General features: G+C 61.9%; 18 protein-coding genes. 13 read left to right on the top strand and 5 right to left on the bottom strand.

Going from position 1 to position 21,443, the window contains the following annotated elements; all coding sequences use genetic code 11:
* Positions 1 to 7: 7 nt before the first annotated feature.
* The 13 genes from A3M7_RS0115970 to A3M7_RS0116030 all read left to right on the top strand — a co-directional run bounded on the left by A3M7_RS0115970 (position 8) and on the right by A3M7_RS0116030 (position 14,072).
* Positions 8 to 1,081 (top strand): sugar ABC transporter substrate-binding protein, encoded by a 1,074-nt coding sequence (locus tag A3M7_RS0115970; protein ID WP_027544838.1) that lies wholly within the window; start codon positions 8 to 10, stop codon positions 1,079 to 1,081.
* Between the two features lie 59 nt (positions 1,082 to 1,140).
* Positions 1,141 to 1,965 (top strand): ATP-binding cassette domain-containing protein, encoded by an 825-nt coding sequence (locus A3M7_RS0115975; RefSeq protein WP_027544839.1) that lies wholly within the window; start codon positions 1,141 to 1,143, stop codon positions 1,963 to 1,965.
* Positions 1,962 to 3,218, top strand: a complete 1,257-nt coding sequence (locus A3M7_RS0115980; RefSeq protein ID WP_027544840.1) for a sugar ABC transporter permease — start codon at positions 1,962 to 1,964, stop codon at positions 3,216 to 3,218. The genes A3M7_RS0115975 and A3M7_RS0115980 overlap by 4 nt, the downstream gene beginning before the upstream one ends.
* 25 nt (positions 3,219 to 3,243) lie before the next feature.
* Complete coding sequence (locus A3M7_RS0115985) at positions 3,244 to 3,972, top strand: SDR family oxidoreductase (RefSeq protein ID WP_027544841.1); 729 nt, start codon at positions 3,244 to 3,246, stop codon at positions 3,970 to 3,972.
* A 32-nt stretch (positions 3,973 to 4,004) separates the two neighbouring features.
* On the top strand, positions 4,005 to 5,630 hold the full coding sequence (locus A3M7_RS0115990) for an FGGY-family carbohydrate kinase (protein ID WP_027544842.1): 1,626 nt from the start codon (positions 4,005 to 4,007) through the stop codon (positions 5,628 to 5,630).
* A gap of 181 nt (positions 5,631 to 5,811) precedes the next feature.
* Complete coding sequence (locus A3M7_RS0115995; RefSeq protein ID WP_084302198.1) at positions 5,812 to 7,143, top strand: extracellular solute-binding protein; 1,332 nt, start codon at positions 5,812 to 5,814, stop codon at positions 7,141 to 7,143.
* Positions 7,144 to 7,265: 122 nt separating this feature from the next.
* Positions 7,266 to 8,180, top strand: a complete 915-nt coding sequence (locus A3M7_RS0116000) for an ABC transporter permease subunit (protein WP_027544844.1) — start codon at positions 7,266 to 7,268, stop codon at positions 8,178 to 8,180.
* A 4-nt stretch (positions 8,181 to 8,184) separates the two neighbouring features.
* Positions 8,185 to 9,105 (top strand): ABC transporter permease subunit, encoded by a 921-nt coding sequence (locus A3M7_RS0116005; protein ID WP_027544845.1) that lies wholly within the window; start codon positions 8,185 to 8,187, stop codon positions 9,103 to 9,105.
* Between the two features lie 9 nt (positions 9,106 to 9,114).
* Positions 9,115 to 9,876 carry a glycerophosphodiester phosphodiesterase family protein gene (locus tag A3M7_RS0116010; RefSeq protein WP_027544846.1) on the top strand — a complete coding sequence of 254 codons (762 nt, stop codon included), beginning with the start codon at positions 9,115 to 9,117 and terminating at the stop codon, positions 9,874 to 9,876.
* Positions 9,873 to 11,399, top strand: coding sequence for an alkaline phosphatase (locus tag A3M7_RS0116015; protein ID WP_027544847.1), 1,527 nt, complete (start codon positions 9,873 to 9,875; stop codon positions 11,397 to 11,399). Before A3M7_RS0116010 ends, A3M7_RS0116015 begins: the two co-directional genes overlap by 4 nt.
* A 98-nt stretch (positions 11,400 to 11,497) precedes the next feature.
* Positions 11,498 to 12,445 carry a sugar-binding transcriptional regulator gene (locus A3M7_RS0116020; protein WP_027544848.1) on the top strand — a complete coding sequence of 316 codons (948 nt, stop codon included), beginning with the start codon at positions 11,498 to 11,500 and terminating at the stop codon, positions 12,443 to 12,445.
* A gap of 156 nt (positions 12,446 to 12,601) precedes the next feature.
* Complete coding sequence (locus A3M7_RS0116025) at positions 12,602 to 13,621, top strand: zinc-binding dehydrogenase (RefSeq protein ID WP_027544849.1); 1,020 nt, start codon at positions 12,602 to 12,604, stop codon at positions 13,619 to 13,621.
* A gap of 61 nt (positions 13,622 to 13,682) precedes the next feature.
* The gene (locus A3M7_RS0116030; RefSeq protein WP_027544850.1) at positions 13,683 to 14,072 is read left to right on the top strand and encodes an NUDIX hydrolase; all 390 of its coding nucleotides are present in this window, start codon (positions 13,683 to 13,685) and stop codon (positions 14,070 to 14,072) included.
* Between the two features lie 359 nt (positions 14,073 to 14,431).
* Here A3M7_RS0116030 and A3M7_RS0116035 read toward each other — a convergent pair whose 3' ends face one another.
* The 5 genes from A3M7_RS0116035 to A3M7_RS0116055 all read right to left on the bottom strand — a co-directional run bounded on the left by A3M7_RS0116035 (position 14,432) and on the right by A3M7_RS0116055 (position 20,912).
* On the bottom strand, positions 14,432 to 15,292 hold the full coding sequence (locus tag A3M7_RS0116035) for a carbohydrate ABC transporter permease (RefSeq protein ID WP_049823461.1): 861 nt from the start codon (positions 15,290 to 15,292) through the stop codon (positions 14,432 to 14,434).
* Between the two features lie 79 nt (positions 15,293 to 15,371).
* Complete coding sequence (locus A3M7_RS0116040; RefSeq protein WP_049823442.1) at positions 15,372 to 16,490, bottom strand: carbohydrate ABC transporter permease; 1,119 nt, start codon at positions 16,488 to 16,490, stop codon at positions 15,372 to 15,374.
* A gap of 108 nt (positions 16,491 to 16,598) precedes the next feature.
* A complete protein-coding gene (locus tag A3M7_RS0116045) occupies positions 16,599 to 18,257 on the bottom strand; it encodes an ABC transporter substrate-binding protein (protein WP_027544853.1) in 1,659 nt (552 codons plus the stop codon).
* Between the two features lie 379 nt (positions 18,258 to 18,636).
* Positions 18,637 to 19,092: an RbsD/FucU family protein gene (locus tag A3M7_RS0116050; RefSeq protein ID WP_027544854.1), complete on the bottom strand. Its 456-nt coding sequence runs from the start codon at positions 19,090 to 19,092 to the stop codon at positions 18,637 to 18,639.
* Between the two features lie 725 nt (positions 19,093 to 19,817).
* Positions 19,818 to 20,912 carry an AraC family transcriptional regulator gene (locus tag A3M7_RS0116055; protein ID WP_027544855.1) on the bottom strand — a complete coding sequence of 365 codons (1,095 nt, stop codon included), beginning with the start codon at positions 20,910 to 20,912 and terminating at the stop codon, positions 19,818 to 19,820.
* Positions 20,913 to 21,443 lie beyond the last annotated feature (531 nt).

Consider the following 21,443-nt stretch of genomic DNA (forward strand, 5'->3'; position numbering starts at 1 on the left):
ATCCGAAATGAAAAAGTTCTCTCCGAAAGATGCGGCCACAATTGCCTTGGCCTTGTCGCTGCTCGGCACAACCGTCATGTTTTCGCAGGCCGCAGACGTGAAGAACGCAACCGTTGCCTTCCTCATGCCGGACCAGGCCTCCACCCGCTACGAGCAACACGACTATCCGGGCTTTGCGGCAGAGATGAAGAAACTCTGCGACAGTTGCAAGGTGATCTACCAGAACGCCAGCGCAGATGCCGCACGGCAGCAACAGCAGTTCAATTCGGTGATTTCGCAGGGCGCCAAGGTGATCGTGCTCGACCCGGTCGACTCGACCGCCGCGGCCTCCCTGGTCAAGATGGCACAGTCGCAGGGCATCAAGGTCATTGCCTATGACCGGCCGGTTCCCGACGCCAAGGTCGATTTCTACGTCTCCTTCGACAACGAAGCCATCGGGAAGGCCATCTCTGAATCGCTCATCAAACATCTGAAGGCGGCCAAGATCACGGCGAAGGAGGGGGAGGGCGTGCTTGAAATCAATGGATCGCCGACCGATGCCGCTGCGGGACTCATCAAGAAGGGTATCCACGCAGGTCTTGATCAGAGCGGCTATCCAATCCTTGCCGAATACGACACGCCGGACTGGGCGCCGCCGAAGGCGCAGCAATGGGCGAGCGGCCAGGTCACCCGCTTCGGCAAGAAGATCCTCGGCGTAGTGGCCGCCAATGACGGCACGGGCGGTGGTGCAATTGCCGCCTTCAAGGCCGCAGGCGTCGATCCGGTACCGCCGGTTACGGGCAACGATGCGACGATTGCCGCGCTCCAGCTCGTCATCGCCGGCGATCAATACAACACGATTTCCAAACCCAGCGAGATCGTGGCCGCTGCGGCTGCCCAGGCGGCGGTGAAATTCCTCTCCGGCGAGACGCCCAACGCGGAAACCACGCTCTTTAATGCGCCGTCGAAGCTGTTCGTGCCGGCGGTCGTCACCCAGGAAAACCTGAAGGCGGAGATCGTCGACAAGAAGATCCAGACGGCCGATCAGCTCTGTACGGGCCGATATGCCGCCGGCTGCAAGAAACTTGGCATAACACAGTAACTGCGTCTGTCCCGGCCGCTCCGGCGGCCGGGATGACTGACCAGGGCACGGGCTTGGAAATGACCATGATTTCGGATGTCGATCACCCGCAGGACGGACTGCGCAAGCCTGTTCTCAGTCTTCGCGGAATTTCCAAGCATTTCGGCGCCGTGTCCGCCCTTACCAACGTCGATCTCGACGTGCATGCTGGCGAGGTCGTGGCGCTTGTGGGCGACAACGGCGCAGGAAAGTCGACGCTCGTGAAAATTCTTGCCGGCGTGCATCAGCCCACCTCTGGAACGATCGCCTTCGATGGCGAACATGTCGTCCTATCCGATCCGGCCGCGGCGCTCGGTCTCGGTATCGCCACCGTGTTCCAGGATCTGGCGCTCTGCGAGAATCTTGATGTAGTCGCAAATATCTTCCTCGGCCGTGAACTCAGTCCAATGCGGCTCGACGAGGTTTCCATGGAGCTCCGCGCATGGACGTTGCTCAGCGAACTGTCGGCGCGGATCCCGAGCGTGCGTGAGCCCGTTGCGTCGCTCTCCGGCGGACAGCGCCAGACCGTGGCGATCGCGCGTTCACTGCTAACCGAGCCGAAGCTCATCCTGCTCGACGAGCCGACCGCCGCACTTGGCGTTGCCCAAACCGCCGAGGTGCTCGACCTCGTCGAGCGTGTTCGCGCCCGCGGCCTCGGCGTCATCATGATCAGCCACAACATGGAGGACGTACGCGCGGTCGCCGACCGGATCGTGGTGCTGCGCCTCGGCCGCAACAACGGCGAATTCGAACCCGACGCCTCCAACCAGGACCTTGTCACTGCAATTACCGGTGCGGACGAAAACTCGGTCTCGCGCCGCGCCAGCCGGCGCCGCGCCCATCAATCGCCGGAGCAGCGGCGATGACCGGCGACACGCAACGGGTTTCGACGGCGCGGCCGCTCGACCGCAATGACGAGCGGGTCAAGCACTCGGACACACTTGGGAGCATGTTCAGCGCTTTTGTGGACCGCGTGCGGTCGGGCGACCTCGGCTCGCTGCCGGTGGTCGTCGGGCTCATCGTCATCTGTACGGCATTCGAGAGTCTCAACCCCGTTTTTCTGGCGCCGAACAATCTGGTCAATTTGCTGTTCGATTGTTCGACGGTGGGGGTCATCTCGCTGGGCATCGTCTGTATCCTGATGGTCGGCGAGATCGACCTCTCGGTTGGTTCGGTGAGCGGGTTCTCTTCGGCGCTTATCGGCGTGCTTTGGGTCGGTCAGGATTGGCCGGTGGCCGTCGCGATCGTCACCGCGTTGGTACTGGGCGCCGCCATCGGTGCGCTCTACGCGTTTCTGTTCAATCGTTTGGGGATGCCGAGCTTCGTCTCGACGCTGGCGGGCCTGCTGGCGTGGCTCGGCCTGCAATTGTATCTGCTCGGTTCTTCAGGCTCGATCAATCTTCCCTACGGATCACCGCTGGTCAATTTCGGGCAGATGCTCGTCATGCCGCCGATCGTATCCTATGTGCTGGCGGCGGCCGCGAGCCTGGTTGTGTTCGTGGCCGGTTACCGGACGGCCGCACGCCGGCGGCAGGCGGGGCTATCGGCCAGTTCGTCTGGCCGCATGGTGCTGAAGGCGCTGCTGGTGACCATCGTACTCGAATTCATCGTCTATTATCTCAACCTCGGGCGCGGCGTTCCGTGGATGTTCGGTCTGTTCGTCGGCCTGTGCGTGGTCATGAACTACGCGTTGACGCGAACCAAATGGGGCCGCTCGATGTCTGCGGTCGGCGGCAATCGCGAGGCGGCCCGTCGGGCCGGCATTAACGTTCGCCGGGTCTATTCGACCGCGTTCATGCTGTGCTCCACGCTGGCAGCCGCTGGCGGCATTCTTGCCGCAGCGCGGCTGGCATCTTCCAGCCAGCAGGCCGGGACCGGGGATGTCAACCTCAACGCGATCGCAGCCGCGGTCATCGGCGGCACGAGCCTATTTGGCGGCCGCGGCAGCGCCTATTCTGCACTCCTCGGCATCATCGTCATCCAGTCCATCGCGAGCGGCCTCACGCTGCTCGATCTCTCTTCGTCGCTACGGTACATGATCACGGGCGCGGTACTTGCCATTGCGGTCATCGTCGATTCGCTGGCACGGCGCTCACGCCTGTCTCATGGCCGAGCTTGAATAACTCTCACAAGAAGGACCAGCCGTGGCCCAGGAACTTGCAGGAAAAGTCGCCGCGATCACCGGCGCCGCGTCGGGCATCGGTCTCGAATGCGCCAGAACGTTGATCGGGGCGGGCGCGCGGGTGGTTCTGATCGATCGGGCAGAGGAGGCGCTGATGAGCGCTAGCGTCGAGCTGGGCGACCAGGCGATTCCGTTACGTATCGACCTCACCGATCCTGAAAGCATGGGAACCATGATGTCGCAGGTGCTGGAGAAGGCAGGTCAACTGGACATCTTCCATGCGAATGCAGGCGCCTATGTCGGCGGCGAGGTGCTTGGCGGCGACCCCGACGCCTGGGACCGTATGCTCAACCTGAACGTCAATGCGCTCTTCCGGTCGATTCATGCGGTGCTGCCGCACATGGTCGAGCGCAAGAGCGGCGACATCATCGTCACCAGTTCGATCGCAGGTCTTGTCCCTGTCGTCTGGGAGCCGATCTATACTGCCTCCAAGCACGCTGTGCAGGCTTTCGTGCATACCGTGCGCCGACAGGTCGCCAAATATGGCTTGCGTGTCGGCGCCGTTGCGCCAGGTCCAGTTGTGACAGCGCTCATCAAAGACTGGCCCAAAGAGAAGATCGAAGAAGAAATGGCGGCCGGCGGCTTGATGCAGCCGGTGGAAGTCGCGCAGGCGGTGCTGTTCATGTTGACGCGTCCGAGAAACGTCACCATCCGCGACCTCGTCATTCTGCCGCAGAGCAACGATCTGTAGCATCTTCCGATCGGCGATGTGGATGTGGCTTCATGACCAGAGAATTCCCTGACCGCTATTTTCTTGGCGTCGATGTCGGCACGGGCAGCGCAAGAGCCGGAGTCTTCGATCGCTCGGGCAGACTAATCGCGAGTGATCGAGCTCCTGTTGCACTTTGGCAGGAGGCCGGAGACATCGTCGAGCAGTCGAGCGAGAATATCTGGCATGCCGTATGCCGCAGCGTGCGTGGCGCGGTGGGGCAGGCTGGCATCGCGCCGGATAGCATCGCCGGCATGGGCTTTGACGCGACCTGCTCGCTGGTGGTGCTGGGCGAGGGGGGCAAGCCGCTGCCCGTCGGTCCGTCCGGCGATCCTGCTCGCAACGTCATCGTCTGGATGGATCACCGTGCAGCCGATCAGGCCCGCCGGATCAACCAGACAGGCGAGAAGGTCCTTGAGTATGTCGGCGGAACCATCTCACCCGAGATGGAGACACCAAAACTGTTGTGGCTCGCCGAAAACATGCCCGACACGTTTTCCCGTGCGTGGCAGTTCATGGACTTGACTGACTTTCTGACTTGGCGTGCGACGGGGAGCCTATCCCGCTCCATCTGTACCGTGACATGCAAGTGGACCTATCTGGGCCACGAAAACCGCTGGGATGGCAATTTTTTCCGGTCGGTCGGCCTCGGTGTGCTGGCGGACGAGCAGTTCCACAGGATCGGCACCGAGATCGTACCCGGCGGAACAAGACTGGCGGCGGGTCTGACTGCGGAGGCAGCGGCTGATGTCGGTCTCACGGCGGGAATGCCCGTTGCCGCAGGCCTCATCGATGCACATGCCGGCGGTGTTGGTACGGTTGGCGCGCGCGGTACGGCCGGCACGGTGCTCACGCGCATGGCGTATGTCTTCGGAACGTCCGCCTGTACCATGTCAACCACGACGCAACCGTCCTTCGTTCCTGGTGTTTGGGGTCCCTATTTCTCCGCCATGGTGCCGGGGCTTTGGCTCAACGAAGGTGGGCAGTCGGCTGCCGGCGCTGCGATTGAGCATCTGTTGCAGATGCATCCGCATTCCGCCCAGGCGACACATGCTGCACGTCAGAAGCAGCAGACGCTTGCCGATTGGCTTGCCGCTGAAGTCGAATCACGCGGCGGTGCCGACATGATTCCGGAATTGGTCGGCGGGCTCCATGTCGTCCCTGAATTCCTCGGCAATCGCGCGCCATTCGCGGATCCTGACGCGCGTGCACTGATTGCCGGGCTTGATATGCGCGCGGATCTAGAGAGCCTGCTGGCGCTTTACCTTGCCGGAGTGTGCGGTCTTGGTTACGGGGCCCGGCAGATCGTTCGGGCTCAGCAGGAAAAGGGCATCGCGGTTGATACGATCGTGGTCAGCGGTGGCGCCGCAAAGAGTCGCCTCGTGCGACAGGTGCTCGCCGATACGACGGGTCTGACGGTCGCCGCGTCGGCATCTCCGGAGGCCGTCCTTCTCGGCTCCGCGATGCTTGGATCAGTTGCTTCGGGTGACCATGCCAGTCTCGGCGAGGCGATGCAGGCGATGTCGGTTTTAGGGGAAATCCATCAGCCCCAGGCGACTTTGGCAGACTGGACCGATCGGCGCTTCGGAGCCTTTGAGGCCCTGCAGAAAGTCGGCCGGGCCATTAGAGGCGCTTCTTAACTCCCTCCGCGCTACCACCTGGCGCGGGACCGCTCCGCCCGCCGCGACCAGCATTCACGTCGCGGGAAAATGCGCCGATTCCCGACTGCCTGTCGTAGCGGATGACTCCCCTTTCATCATCTAGACACATATGTCATCATAGGAATACAAATGTATAAGTCGCCTTCAGGGAGGGCTGTCCATGGGTAGGAAAGTCGCATTCATTGCAGCCTTGTTCGGCGCGTTGGCATTGGTCGGTCCGGCACAAGCGCGGGTCGAGGTGCAGTGGTGGCACGCCATGAGCGGCGTCCTCGCCGACCGGCTCAATGAGCTCGTCGAGAAGTTCAACACGTCGCAGGACAAATACACCGTCGTCGCGGTCGCCAAGGGCAACTACGATGAGGTGACCAACGGGGTGATCGCCGCCTACCGCGCGAAGCGGCCGCCGGAAATGGTGCAGATCGCCGAGCGCGGTTACATGACGATGCTGCTGTCGGGGGCGGTTGTTCCCGTGCAGGACCTGATAGAGCAGAAGGGTTACAAGGTCGACTTTTCGGATTTCATCAAGCCGGTGGCAAGCTTCTGGAGCTACAAGGGGCGGATGTCGGCGATGCCCTTCAACTCGTCGACGCCGATCTTTTGGTACAACAAGGACCACTTCCAGAAGGCCGGCTTCGACAAGCCGGCCGACACCTGGCAGGAGCTGGAGAGCCAGCTTTACACCATCAAGTCCAAGGGGATCAGCGAATGCGGCACGGTGCTGCCGGGCGACTTCTACTGGAGCCTCCTCGAGAACTACAGCGCCATCAACAATCAGCCTTACGGCACGCTTGCAAACGGTTTTGACGGGCTCGGCACCGAGTTCGTCTACAACAAGACGAAGGTGGTCTCGCAAGTCGCTCGGTTGAAGAAGTGGCTCGACGACGGCGTGATGCAGATCGCAGGCCAGGGCTTCAGTCCGGAACAATTGTTCACGTCGGGACGATGCTCGACGTTCGTCAATTCGACCGCATCGCACGGCAATATCGAACGCAACGCGACCGTCAATTGGAGCGCCACCTTCCTGCCGCACGAGAGCGACATCAATTCGCCTCTCAACAGCACCATCGGCGGCGGAGCCATCTGGGTCATGAGGGGCCACACCCAGGAGCGGTATGACGCCGTCGCAGCCTTTCTGAACTTCCTCGCCCAGCCGGAGACCCAGGTGTGGTGGCATGGCGCGACCGGCTACGTTCCCGCTACCAATCGTGCCTATGCGCTTGCGCGGGAGCGTGGCTACTACAAGGATCACCCAACCAGAGAGATTGCCGTTCTACAGCTTTCACGTGGCACGCCGAACGAGAACTCGCGCGGCTTCCGCTTCGGCAATTTCGTGCAGACGATGCTGGCCCAGCGCCAGGAAGTGGAGGCAGTCTTTGCCGGCCAGAAACAGCCACAGCAGGCGATGGATGATGCGGTCAAGCGGGGCAACGAGATCTTGCGGCAGTTCGAAAAGCTCAATGCCGGGAAGACACTGGAAACCGAGCGTCCATGACGTTGCGCCTGTCCATCCCGTGGCGTGATACGCGCGCACCCGTGCTTCAGAGAAGGCACGGGGGCCACCAGTCCAAGGCCGGGACGGGCGCGGCGGCCGGCGGATCCCGAACGTCTGGAAAGGTGCGTCGCCGCGAGCAAGAGGCCGGCCTTAAGCGAGCCAATTTCGGCGACGGCCCCGGCCTGCCGACGCTGCTGTTGCTGCCGCAATTGCTGATCCTGTTGTTCTTCTTCTTCATCCCGTCGCTGCGGGCGCTGATGCAATCGGTCTTGCTCAGCGATCCCTTTGGGACCAACGTCCAGTTCGTGTGGTTCGATAATTTCAAGACGCTGCTTGCGAGCGGCGAGTACCGTCAGTCGATCGCGGTGACGTTCTGGTTCACGGTGGCGCAGAACGTGCTCACGTTGGGGAGTGCTCTGGTGCTCGCCTTTGCCACCGACAGGATCGTACGAGGCCGTTCGATCTATCGCACGGTCATTCTGTTGCCGTATGCGATTGCGCCGGCGATCGCGGGCATCTTGTGGGCCTTCCTGTTCAATCCGGCGGTCGGCCCGCTGGCGCAGATGCTGCACAGGCTCGGCATCGCCTGGGACCCCAACCTCAATCCGACCGATGCGCTGATCCTGGTGACGCTCGCCGCGTCATGGAAGCACGTCTGCTACGATTATATCTTTCTGGTCGTGGGCTTGCTCGCGGTGCCGGTGTCGCTGATGGAGGCTGCCGCGGTGGATGGCGCCGGTCCGATCCGCCGCTTTGTCTCGATCGCGCTGCCGATGCTCGGGCCCACCATATTCTTCCTCACCGTGATGAACTTCATCTATGGCTTCTTCGAAACCTTCGCCATCATCGATGCAGTCACAAAAGGTGGTCCGGCCGGTGCAACCAACATTCTGGTCTACAAGGTCTTCGTCGATGGCTTCGTCAATCTCGACCTCGGCTCTTCGGCCGCGCAATCGGTTCTTTTGATGAGCTTCGCGCTGATCTGCACGCTGCTGCAATTCCGCTACTTCGACCGCAAGGTCAATTACGGAGTCTAGCCGAATGGTGGAGCGCTCGCCGATCCTCAACATGGTCTGTCACGTGATCCTGATTGGTGGCGCGCTGACCGTCTGCGTACCCCTGTATTTCGCGTTCGTGGCGGGTTCGCTCACGGTGGCCGAGGTTCAGAAGGTGCCGCTGCCATGGCTCCCGGGTGGCCAGTTCCTCGACAACCTGCAACTGGCCTGGAGCAAGGGCAATTTCAGCCGCACCTTCACCAATTCGATCGTCGTGGCGCTCGGCATCACCGCGGGCAAGATCGCGGTATCGTTGCTCTCGGCGTTCGCGATCACCTACTTCCGGTTCCGCTACAGGATGCTCGCATTCTGGCTCATCTTCGTCTCGTTGATGCTGCCGATCGAGGTCCGGATCGTGCCGACCTTCGAAGCCGTGGCCAATGCGGCGTTGCCGCTGCAATGGCTCGCCGACATTCTGCATCTGGCGGATCTGTGGGGCTGGATCAGCGGCCACGACGTCGCGATCACGCTCGAATGGAACATGGTCAACACCTATCCCGGGCTGATCCTGCCACTGATCGCCTCGGCGACCGCCACGTTCCTTTTTCGCCAGTTCTTCCTGACGGTCCCGGACGAACTGTGCGAGGCGGCGAAGCTGGACGGGGCATCGCCGCTGCATTTCTTCTGGAGCATCCTGTTGCCGTTGTCCGTGCCGAACATGGTGGCACTCGCCATCATCCTGTTCCTGTTCGGGTGGAATCAATATCTCTGGCCGCTCCTCTTTACGACCGACAAGGATATGGCAACGGCCGTCATTGCACTGAAGGGCCTGATCCCCCGCTCCGACAGCGAGCCGGCCTGGAATATCGCCATGAGCGGCGCGCTCCTCACAATGTTGCCGCCGGCGCTGGTCGTCCTGCTCTTGCAGCGCTGGTTCATCAAGGGTCTTATCGACAGCAGCAAATAGGGTTCGATCATGGTTTTCATCGCCGGGCATCGCGGCGCGCGCAATCTTTGGCCGGAGAACAGCCTTACGGGCTTCCGCAATCTGTGCAAGGAGGGCGTCGATGCGGTCGAGTTCGACGTCCACCAGAGCGCGGATGGCGGGCTTGTCGTGATCCACGATCCGCTGCTCGACCGCACCACCTTGGATAGCGGGCCGGTTGGCGAGCGCAGCCTGAGACGGTTGACGGCAACGCGCCTTCGCGATGCCGGCGACGAATGCATTCCGACCCTCGGCGAGGTGCTCGACGTGTTCAGCGAAACGACGCTTGAGCTCCACATCGAGATCAAGACCGATGCGCTCGGCAATTCCTATGCGGGCCTCGAGGCGCGGCTGATCGACGGGATCAAGCGCCGGGGGCTGGAGAGGCGTGCAATCATCACCTGCTTCGTGCCCGGCGTGATCGCGACCGTGCGCCGGCTCTGGCCGGAGGCGCAGGTGCTTGCCTCGCTCGACCGCCGTTCGGCGGAGATGATGGGCGGAATCGTGTCCGCGCTGGCACAATTTGCCGCCATTCCCGGCTGCATTGTCGCGGTCGAAAAATCGCTCCTGGGGCTCACATTGCCGCTGGCCCTTCAAGTGCTCGGATCCAAGCGTCTCGGTGCATGGGTGACCAATGAGCCGGAGGATATCGCCTACTGGCTTGCCCAACCGGTGCGGCAGATCACCACCGATCGGCCTGATCTCGCTGTCAGCATTCGGCGCGAGCTTGAAACCGGGCCGGCGCATTCATGATTCCCCGCCGCCGCTTTCTCCTGGGATCGCTGGCGAGCGCCGCGTTGGCGGCGCCCGCCGGGTTCGTGCGCGGAGCGCCACTCTCCTTCACCGCCGATCCTTTCGCGCTCGGTGTTGCGTCCGGGTGTCCGCGGCCGGATCGCGTCATCCTGTGGACCCGCCTTGCGCCACAACCTCTCGACAGCGGCGGCATGGGCGACGCTGCGGTGGATGTCGAATGGCAGGTCGCCGATGACGAGGCCTTCTCGCGGATCGCCTCCAGCGGCGTCGTGCGGACGACGGCAGAGCTTGCGCATTCCGTGCATGTCGAGGCGACGGGATTGCGGCCCGATCGCGTCTACTGGTATCGCTTCCGCGCCGGTCCGGCGCTTAGCTCGGTGGGACGCACCCGAACCGCGCCGGCCGAGTCCGCGCGCCCGTTCCGTTTTGCCTTCGCATCCTGCCAGCAATATGAGCAGGGCTATTTTGCCGCGTACCGCGACATGGCCGCGCGCGATCTCGATCTTGTCGTTCATCTCGGTGATTACATCTATGAGAAATCCTGGGGATCGCACCACGTCCGCCAGCACGGCGTCGGCATCCCGACAACGCTCGAGGAATTCCGCAACCGCTACGCGCTCTACAAGAGCGATCCCGACCTGCAAGCCGCGCACGCCGCCTTTCCCTGGCTATCAGTCTGGGACGACCACGAGGTGATGGACGACTATGCCAATGATCGCTCCTACACGGTGGGTGACACCGCGCGGTTCCTGAAGATCCGCGCCGCGGCCTATCAAGCCTATTACGAGCACATGCCGCTTCCGCTCTCGGCTCGTCCACGCGGCGCGCACGCCACGATCTACGAACACTATCGCTTTGGCGACATGCTTGACGTGCTGCTGCTCGACGACCGGCAATATCGCTCGGCATCGGCCTGTGTCGGAAGCGGACGCCCGACCTGGGTGAACGACTGTGCCGGCCGAACCGACGAAACGCGGACGATGCTGGGCGAGAGACAAGAGCAATGGCTTGAGGCGCGCCTGCGCGACGGCCGTGGTCGCTGGACGATCGTCGCGCAGCAGACCTTGATGGCACAGGACAAGCGGGAAGGGGATGATGGCGCGCACTTCTGGATGGATGGCTGGGACGGCTACCCCAACGCCCGCCGTCGTCTCCTTGATTCGCTCGTTGCGCATCGCCGCAACCCGATCGTGATCGGCGGCGACCGTCACGCTTTCTTTGCCGCCGATCTGAAGCAGGACTTTGCCCGGCCTGATGGCCCGACCATTGCGACCGAGTTCGTCGGCACCTCCATCACTTCGGACGGGCCGAGCGAGGGCGGTGTGCGCAAGGCATTGGCGGAGAATCCGCATCTCGTCTATGCGCGCGGCGATAGGCGCGGCTATGCGACCGTCGAGCTCGACGCCCGGCATTGCACCGTGGGTTTCGAGGCGCTCGACGACGTCAGGGACGCCAGGAGCGCCGTGCGCCGGCTGACGACATTTGTAGTCGAGGACGGCGCGCCGGGGGCGAAGGCGGCATGACGAACGACCGCACGGCCTCGCATTTGACGAATGATGAAGGATCGCCTCAAATGATCCGACGTCTGACCATGCTTTAGGCCGCTGCGAGGGGCTGCGCCGTGACTGATCAAACCATCCTGCGGGTGGCCTGGCTCTACTACATGGAGAATCTGACCCAGGCCGAGATCGGCGAGCGGCTGGGGCTGACCCGCGCCCGCGTCAATCGCATGCTGTCGGATGCACGGCAGACGGGCATCGTCAACATCCGTCTCAATTCCGCCTTTGCGAGCTGCACGGAGCTGGAGCATCGGTTGCGTCGGGAATGCGGCCTCGAGGACGCGGTCGTCATCCCGAGCCCCGAGAATCCCGAGCAGGTCGGAAGCCTGATCGGGATGGCGGCCGGAGCGTATCTGTCGAAAGTCCTCGAACAGAAGCGCCCGCGCATCATCGGTATCGGCTGGGGCGCGACTCTGCGCGAGACCATCCGTTACGTCACGCCGGCGGACTATCCCGATCTCTCCATAGTCTCGATGATGGGCGGGCTGTCGCGCGGACTCGAGCTCAACACCTTCGAAATCGCGGGCGAGCTCGCGCGTCGGCTGCACGCCCAGTGCAGCTATCTGGCCGCGCCCATTTTTGCCAGCAGCCGGCGCTCGCGCGATACTTTCCTGGCCCAGGAGGTCTATCAGGAGGTGCTGAACAGCGTCGAGCGGATCGATCTTGCGCTATTGAGCATGGGAGATCTGACGCCGCGCTCGCTGCTGGTGCGGCACGGGCTGCCGCCGGACGTACGTGCGGAGCATTTGCGGGCCGCAGGCGCCGTCGGCGACGTGCTCGCACAATTTCTCGATAGGTCCGGCCGGCCCATCGATCACGGCATCAACAGCCGTGCCATCGCGCTTCCGCTTGAGAAGTTGGCGCGCGTGCCGACCTCGATGCTGATCGCCGGCGGACTCAACAAGGCGCCGATCATCGCCGCGGTGCTGCGCGGCCGGATCGGCAAGGTGCTGGTGACGGACGAGAACGCCGCCATCGCCGCGCTAAAACTGATCGACAAGCAGAAGTAGCTGCTTTTTTCACAAACGAACATTGGACCCGCGCTTTCGACGCTGATGCCGGCGTGACCGCCCACCTGCGCCCCGGAGCGCGCAAAAGCATTTGTCACGTAAAGATTACATATGTAATGTAGCCAAAATGGTTGCTCAGAGAGGGATGGCGTCGACATGCGCGCTGCGGTGCTTCAGGACATTCGCGATATCCGCATCCTCGATATCCCCGAACCGAGGCCGGTCGCAGAGGACGATCTCATCGTTCGCGTGAAGGCTGTCGGCGTCTGCGGCAGCGACTTGCATTCCTACCTCGAGGGCGGAACGACCGGTCCGACGCGGGTCAGGCCGTTCGTCCTGGGCCATGAATTCTCGGGTGTCCTCACGCCGGATTCGGCGCGCAAAGCGGGGCTCTCAGCCGATGCGCTGGTAGCGGTCGACCCTTCCATTCCGTGCGGCCATTGTGAATGGTGCCACCGCGGTCACACCAATCTCTGCCCCAACGTGAAGTTCCTCGGTTATGCGCCACACAACGGCGCAATGGCCGAATTCGTCTGCGTGCCCAGATCCGCCGTGCATTTGGTGCCCGACAGCATCGATCCGGCCGGTGCAGCGATCCTGGAAACGCTCGGGGTCGGGATCCATGCCATGGATCTGGCGCGTCCGCGACTTCTGGAAACCGTGGTGGTGCTTGGGTGCGGGCCGGTGGGATTGCTGCTCGTGCAACTCGCGCGGCTCGCCGGTGCCGGAAAGATCATCGCGATTGACCCGGTCGAGCAGCGTACCGCGATGGCGTGCGACCTCGGCGCGGATGTGGCGTGCCGCAGCTACGCCGGGGTTGGGGACGTCACCGAAGGCCGCGGCGTCGATCTGGTGATCGAGGCGACCGACTCCTCGCACGGCTTCGAGCATGCGGCGCGCTGTGCCCGTATCGGTGGCCGGGTCGTACTCGTCGGCATTCCCGAGAACAACCAGTACATCCTGAGCGGCGCGGAGTCGCGCCGAAAGGGCTTGTCGATCAAGTTTTCACGCCGCATGCCGGAGGTTTACCCGCGGGCCATTTCGCTTGCGCAAAGCGGCCGGGTCAAGCTCACGCCGCTGGCCACGCATCGCTTCTCACTCGACCAGACGCCTGCCGCGTTCGAGCAACAGGTCGCGCGACGAGATGGAATCATCAAGGCGATCATTTGCCCCTAGATTGAGCGCGATCTTGCAAGTGCTTGATGCAACGGGGGCAGGCGAAGCAGGGCTGGTGCCAATGGCGAAATCCTCGAAATTGGTCGTCGCAAGAAAGGGACGCGTGCTGATGGTCAGACGCAGGCGCGACGGGCTCTGGATGTCTCCCGGTGGTCGCAGGCGAGCAGGCGAGAGCGACAGGGGCTGCCTTCGTCGAGAGGTCAAGGAGGAGCTTCCCAAGCTGAAGCTTGGGCGGTTGAAATTATGGAAAGAGGTGAAAGCGAAGAACCGCCGATCCGGCCGCCGGATGAGTGATGCGATTTTCCTAGCGAAGAAGGTGTCGGGGCGTCTGAAGGTCGGTGATAAGAAGGAGATCGACAGAGCAGTTTGGCGTAAGCCGCGCGGCGCCAGATTGACCGCGGCCTCGCGCTACATTCGCGACAAGCTGTTTCCCAGGCAAGGCGGCCGTTAATTTTCTTGAGCCTATCGGTGCCTCCGGGCGCGCTTGGAAAAGATCGCACCGCCTGTCGATTCAGAAAAGGCCTGAGTGGCAGATCGTGCGGCCTTTGCAAGCTCGGAAAGCGAAATTCGAGTTTTGGACACCCGCAATTTTGCCTTCTCGAACATGCTGAGGCGGGTGCACCGAGGAAAACCGTTAGCGGACCAATGCCAGCTATGGGCTTCGAGCGGAGTCGGTTCGGCCGACCGGCTGATCCGGCCCAGCAACTGGCGGTTAGTCCCGCCCGCGCCGGGGGGCGAGCATCGTAAGCAACGTTGCATCCGGTTCGGGCCCGCGCCCATCGTCACAGTTTTGGTACAATTTCCGCCGTGCTACTTTCCCGCGCCTGTCGTCAAGCCACTCACAATATAGCGCTCAAGAAAGATGCCGACCAGGACGAGCGGGGCGATTGCCGCCGTCGACAGCGCCGCCATCGACCACCAGTTGATGCCTTGCGAGCCGGTTTGGCTCGCCACGATCACCGGCAGCGTCTTCGCATCCGTGCTGGTGAGGAGGGCCGCGAAGAAGTATTCATTCCAGCACAGCACCAGCGACAGGATGAAAGCGGCGACCATCCCGGGCACTGCGAGCGGCAGGATGATGCGCAGGAACGCACCCCAGGTCGACAGTCCATCGACGAAGGCGGCTTCATCGAGCTCGATCGGGATCGCGTTGAACTGGTCGCGCATGATCCAGATGACGATGGGCAGGACCGAGAGCGTATAGAGCAGGATCAGGCCGAAGCGGGTGTCGAGCAGCGCGAGCGCCTTGTAGAGCACCAGGAAGGGCAGGGCGAGCACGACCGGCGGCAGGATCAGTTGCGACATGAAGAAGAACAGGATGTCGTCGTTGCGCATCCAGGCGAATTTGTAGCGGAAGCGGCTGAGGCCATAGGCGGCGAGCGAACCGAGGATCAACGCGAGCAGGGACGCCCCGACCGAGGTGATGATGCTATTGACGAACCGGCTCGTAAACTCCGCGCGGGCGGTCGAGGTGCCGAACAGTGTGTCTGGCGACAGCCCGAGCGAGCGCCATCCCTTCCAGTCCGGCTGGAAATCGACCCATGGGATCAGATGCGCCTGCGTGACGTCGACTGCCGATTTGAACGACGTCGTCACCGTCCAGTAAATCGGGAACAGGCAAATGAACGTCCACAACAGGAGCGCGGCATAGATCAGCACGCGGCCAAGCATCCGCTTGGCGCGCGGGACAGCGGGATACCGCCGGACGGGCTTCAATGCCAATGTCGACACGCGCGTGAACTCCTTGGTTCTAGACGACTTTCTGCGTCCAACGCTTGGACAAGCGCAGGAGCAGCGTCAGGAGGACGATGATCAGCGCCAGATAGACCATGGCGAGTGCCGTGCCGTATCCGACATTGGAGCGGTCGCGGTACACGCGATAGATGAAACTCGACACGGTGTCGGTGGCGCCCCCGGGCCCGCCGGCCGTTACGTTGATCACGATATCGGCAAGCTTCAGCTTGAAGATGATGCGGATGATGAGGACGGTGATGCTGACCGGCAGCATGATCGGAAACGTGACGTGCCGGAACGACTGCCAACCGTTGGCGCCGTCGACCTTGGCGGCCTCCTGTACCTCCCGCGGCATGGCCTGGAGGCCGGCGAGCAGGATGATCATGATGAAAGGGATCGACACCCAGGCGTCCATCGCCTGGATGCTCAAGCGCGCCATCCAAGGCGAAGCGAAGAACGCAGGGTTCTCCCATCCGAGATGGCGCGCCAGCGTCGCAGCGGGCCCAAAGCGAAATTCGAGGAGCGACTTGCCGATCATCCAGCTCACCGCGACCGGGCTCAGCATCATCGGCAGCAGGAACACGATGCGGAAGAATTTTCGCGCGCGGATCTCGGCGCTGAGCAGGAGCGCGAGGCCGAACGCGATCGCGTACTCGCCGAGGACTGCGACCGCGTAGAAGCACATGTTGCCCAGCGCGTTCCAGTAATAGGTGTCGTTGAACATCCCGACGAGATTGTCGAAGCCGCTGAAACGCGGGCCTTCGACCGAGCTGAGATTCCAGTCGAGCGAGGCAATATAGATCCCGAAGATGGTCGGGAAGATCACCACCGCAATGGTGAAGAACACCGCCGGCAGCAGGAACAGCGCGCGCTGGCCGCGCTCGCCGCGGATCAGCACTTGGGCGATGGCGAAGGCGACGGCCCAGACGAGATAGGCGATGAGGATCGGTCGCCAATCGGAGAACCCGGCCGCGGTCACACCGGTCGTGTGCAGGATCTGGACGAGGAGCACGAGCAGCAAGCCGAGCGACGCCAGCGCGACAAGCGCGCGGCCGGCGACTTTCCGCCTGGCCGGCGCGCGTGCTACCGCGGACTGGTGGTGTAGGTCGTCGGTCACGGGAGCTGAATTCTGCATGGCAATCGAACTCTCCCGATCCTGTATGATCGGCCGGCCCGACGGGCAAGTTTTCGGCTGGCGCCGCGAGAGCGTCGCCAGCCGAGGATCTTCGTAGTGCTCATGCGGCTACACGCCGAGCGAGGCCTTGTAGAGTCCGATCTGCCGCTCGCGGCCGATCTGGTCGGTCAGCTTCTCCCAGGCAGCGGCGATGTTGTTCGCGCCAGTCTGCGCGTCGACCTTGCCGGCAAAAATCTTCGTCAGCTCATCCTCCGCGATGCTGTAGTACTGGAAGATGCCGGGGATACGCGGCTCGACCGCCCGGTTCGGATGATTGTAGGAGCCAAGCTGCGAGTTGAGGTAGGAGGTAATGTATTTGCGGTCATAACCTGCGGCCACCCACTCGTCGAACTGGAAGTGGCTGGTGCGGTGGGCCTGAAAGCCCGACGGATACATCACCATCCACAGCGACAGATCCTTGCCGCCGAGATGCGCAGCCGCGCTCCAGGCGGCCTTGTGCTTCTTCTCGTCGCCATTGACCCTGGCCATCACATAGACGCCCCAGCCGAGATAGGCGCAGTTCGGCGCGTGGTTCGGACCGCTCGCGAGCTTGTCCCACTGTCCGGTCTTGGAATTATAGACATCGTCCGATCCCGGCAGGATGTCGAAGCCGACGATATCGCCGATGACCGAGGTGTCGCTCGCCTTGGCGACCTGGCCGATGTCGCCCCACCAGGGGATCATCGAGCCGACGCCGGCGAGAAATTGTTGAAAGCCGGTGGTGTTCGGATCGGCGTTGAGCTGGTCGGCCGGCTCGAACGGCAGCGCGTCAATGACGTCCTGGATAGCGCGCACCCAGGCCGGATTGTTGATGCGCGGCTTCATCGTGTCGATGTCGAACAGCCAAGCCTTGTCGTCGGGATGTTTGGCGTAGGCAGAGGCTCGGCTGCCGAGGAAATAGAAGCCGAATCCACCCCAGGGCTTTGGCGCATCGAGATAGCCGAACGCGTTCTGGTTCTTGATCTTCTTGCCTTTGAGGAATTTTGTCACCGCTTGGACCTGCTGCCAGGTTTTCGGCACGCCCCATTCGCCCGTGTTACCGGCGTCCTTCCAGGCCTTGGCAAGGGCTGCGTCGGAGAAGACGTCGGTGCGGTAGTTGAAGTTGTGGCAGTCGCCGTCGATGGTGACGCGATAGGTCTTGCCGTTCCAGGTTCCGACCGGCGGCTTCAGATAGTCGACATAGTCATCGATATCGATTTGCTTTTTGACCCAGTCCGGCATCTCCGATGCGAGGCCTTTGCCACAGACATCGCCCTCGAACGGCGCGCCCATCTCGAGGATGTCGAAATCGACCGTGCTCGTCGCGATCGCCTGCTGAAGCCGTGGGTTGTAGTCGGCTTGAGCGAGATCGATCCAGGAGATTTTCGCGCCTGTATAAGCCTCCCACGGCTTGAGGAAGCCGCGGAACAGGAGATTATGCAGGTTCTGATTGTTGAGTCCCATGAACGAGAGCTCGACGCCCTTGAATTCGCCTTCCTTGATGCTCGCCTTGGTCGGGCCGAGGCAGAGTTCACCGACCTTCTGCCAGTCGGCGTCCGTGGGTGCGCCCTTGCCGACACCCGGAACTTGCGTGATCTGCGCGCGTAGGTTGGCCTGCGCCAATGCGAGCTCCGAGAACGTGCCGAGCGCGCCGCTCGTGCCGAGTGCAGCGGCGCTCGCCGCGCCTCTTAGCACCGTTCGTCGGTTCGGCTGGAATGCGGAATGCTGATCGTGATCGTGCTGTTTCACCGCGATACCCTCCCGTTTTTTACCTTCTTTGCGTGACCTTCTTTCGTGAAGTCCACTTCGCCCATGCACCTCGATGACGTGACATTCGGCGGACTTTCGCGTCGTGGCGATGGCGGCAGAGGCCGGTTCGAGTATGCAACGGCACATATCAAAGTCAACGAATGCGCGTGAACTTGAGGCCGAGCGTGCCGTCGATGCGTGAACGATGAGCGCAGTCTTCGCAATGCCGCGCTGCAAGATGACGGAGGCCGCGCAGCGCCGATCACCGTCGCGGTGACCGTGAATGAGCAGGTTCCGCGAGCGCGACATCATCTCGACGTCGTATTTGTGTCAGACGCTTCGTGTAGCCGCGTCGTCCAGACGGTTTGAGGTGTTCACCTCAAGCCACATCAGGCGGGATGACGCCCTTCTTGAAGATGAAGCAACCATAGAAGCGCCGCTCCCCGGTCTGGATCACGCAATAGGATCTCTTCGCAAGCTCGTAGAATGCAAAGCGCTCGACTGAGGCCATCGGAAAAGACCGGCCCTGCGCAGCATCGAGTGCGGCTTGGACCTCGCTCTGCACAGGCGGAATTTCGTTAGGCTGGCCGACGATCTCCATGCGGGATGCCGGCTTGTCCACGAAGCTGTCGAGCGGCAGCACCGACAGGATCGCGCGCGCGGCGTGGCTTGCGGTGACGTTGTCGATGCGCAACAGTCGCCCCAGCACAGTCTGACGCGCGACCGCGTCGGCCGGAAAGTTCGTGTCACAGAGCACGAGATCGTCGCCATGCCCCATGGACCGCAGTGCATAGAGAACATCGGCATTCAAAAGCGGATCGATCGATTTCAGCATGCGGCGTCTCCCTTGACGAGCTCTGGCTTCTTGGATTGATTGACTATCCAACGTTGCGGAGCCGTGGTCCATATATGTGCGCAGCTGTGCGGCCGCTCAATTGGGTCGCTCCGGCGCACTGGACGTTCCCGAAACGGACGAAATCGTCTCGGGATTGCTTGACAAGCTAACTGAAAGGGGACTGGCGCGGCCTGGCCTTGTCGGCCATTTTTATTCCGGCGGCTACTTCGATGGAGATGGGGGCTCGGCCGGAACGTTGTGGACTGGATGTTGGATATTATCGAGCGCCGCAACGTCCCTGAGTCAGGCTTTCAACGGCGTTGATTTTCACATCCCTGAGCTTGCAGCGGAGGATCCTGATGTGATCCGCCGTTTGCAACGCCATTGTCGCGCCGGAACGTGGCGCGGATGGTGGATTTGAAGCCAGCCGCGAAGCGGCGACCGCTTTGACCTGCAGGGCCGGTTCACCGTGTCAGATATCGATCCGGAATTGTTGCACAAGCGTGGGCGCTTCTACATGTGCGCATCCGATGCGATGATGGAAGAGGTGAGCGCGGGTCTTCAGACCCGCGGCGTACCTGCGGGCTGAAGACCCTCGGAGTAATCGATGCGGTCAAACGCGCGGCGGAAAGCGGAGCTCTCGTGTCGGTTTAATACCAGCACAGGCATTAGCGCCGGGATTTCGAGGTCATAGCGCCAGAAAAGACGACGTTGCGTGGTAGCCGTCAGGAGACGACCGGGTTAAGGTTGTCAGCAAGCGCGCCAACCAAGGACCCATGGACTTCCCGTCGTCGCTGCGTGTCTTCGGCTAAAAATACCTGGCGAACAGATTTTGGGGGAGATCCAAACCAACGGTGACATGCCCTGGTAAACGCTGACGTGTCGTTGAACTGAAGGCGTTCGGCGACTTGCGACAGAGAGAGGGTGGTTTGACGTAAATAATCCGACGTCAGGCCGCGGCGAATATCGTCCAGTATGGCATCGAAGCAGGTGTTTTCGGCTCGCAGACGCCGCTGCAGAGTTCTAACGGTTATGCAAAGTTCAGCCGCTACCTCCGCTTGGTTGACCATTTCGGAACCGATCATGCGAGAAATAATTCGTCGTACGTCGAATGTGGTACTGGCCCCTCGAGAACCTTGCTGGGTTTGCAGGAAGTGTAACGAAATGTCGGCTAAGACATCGCTTCTCGTCTGATTTGGCCGATCGAGGTCGCGTGCGGAGAACACGAATCCGACTCGCGGCATTCCGAACTTTGGCGTTACCCCAAATACTTGACGATAGGCCGAAAGGCTTGCGGTCGGCAGATGCTTGAACCACACCTCTTTGCACACGTTCCCACTGCAGCCCGACATGGATTTTGCAAATCCGTACCCGAGTCCCAGGCTGAGCTCATAAGTTTGGTTTGCGCGCGGCATTTTCGTCATCGCAATATCAAACGAAACGAAGCCGCTGCCATCTGACGCGGTTTCCAGGCGTACCTCACAGGCCGGGCTATGATAATGAATGTATTTCTCGCAGAGCTGGATGCTTTCCCGCAAGGTACGTCCGTTCTGCATCGCCACGCCAAGGGCGCCTAGAACACTGATATCCTGCGTTTCGGCGATCGAGAGGCCGAGGTCAGGAATGCCCTCGAGCGAGGACACTCCCTCGACAAGCTCAATAGCCGATCGATACGAAACGAGATTTTCTTCCCACCGACTTTCGCTCGTATCAATGTTGATGGACCTGAGCCAGCGGGCGGCCCGGCTCGATCCAATCCGACTGACCTGATTGAACCCTCGGATAGCCGCTGCGCGCAGCGGGGGATGTTCAAAAGCCACAGCGTTTCCTCCGTCGTCTGGCACGATCAGTTTTTTATAGTGGCTGGTAGAGTCTAACCTTCCTGCGACTAGGTTTACCAGCGTGGTCGCTGTTTTAGTGAAGGTATCATGATATGGGATAGGTCGTCCGACAACGCAGGAAATCGCCGGGTCAAGGACTTCGCGTCCTGGCGCCGACAACTGCCAAAGGTCCGCGCGAGCCTCGAGCAGGCCTGGAAGCCATTCGAATCCCTCCTGCTATACGACGGCCTGCCGGGCCAGCTTCGAATGCCTTCTGGATGATGGTTGGAACTTGAGAATCCGAAGGCGTGTCGTTTGTCGCCAACGATCAAGAATCTGGCGTCTGGTAACAAGGACGGAGGCCTGAGGCTGACCAATAATACCTGCCTTGTTGGCCAGGCCGCCGAGTGGACCGAACTCGTCGACCGACTGTGGACCGCTCGAGAACACGGATCGCCCTGACATATCGCGTCCTCTGAACCGGCCTTCATCACTGTCAGGCGATCAAGGTCGTGAACGCGCCGGCTCGTG

Origin of the sequence: Bradyrhizobium sp. WSM2254 (assembly GCF_000472645.1) — a bacterium.
Classification (GTDB): domain Bacteria; phylum Pseudomonadota; class Alphaproteobacteria; order Rhizobiales; family Xanthobacteraceae; genus Bradyrhizobium; species Bradyrhizobium niftali.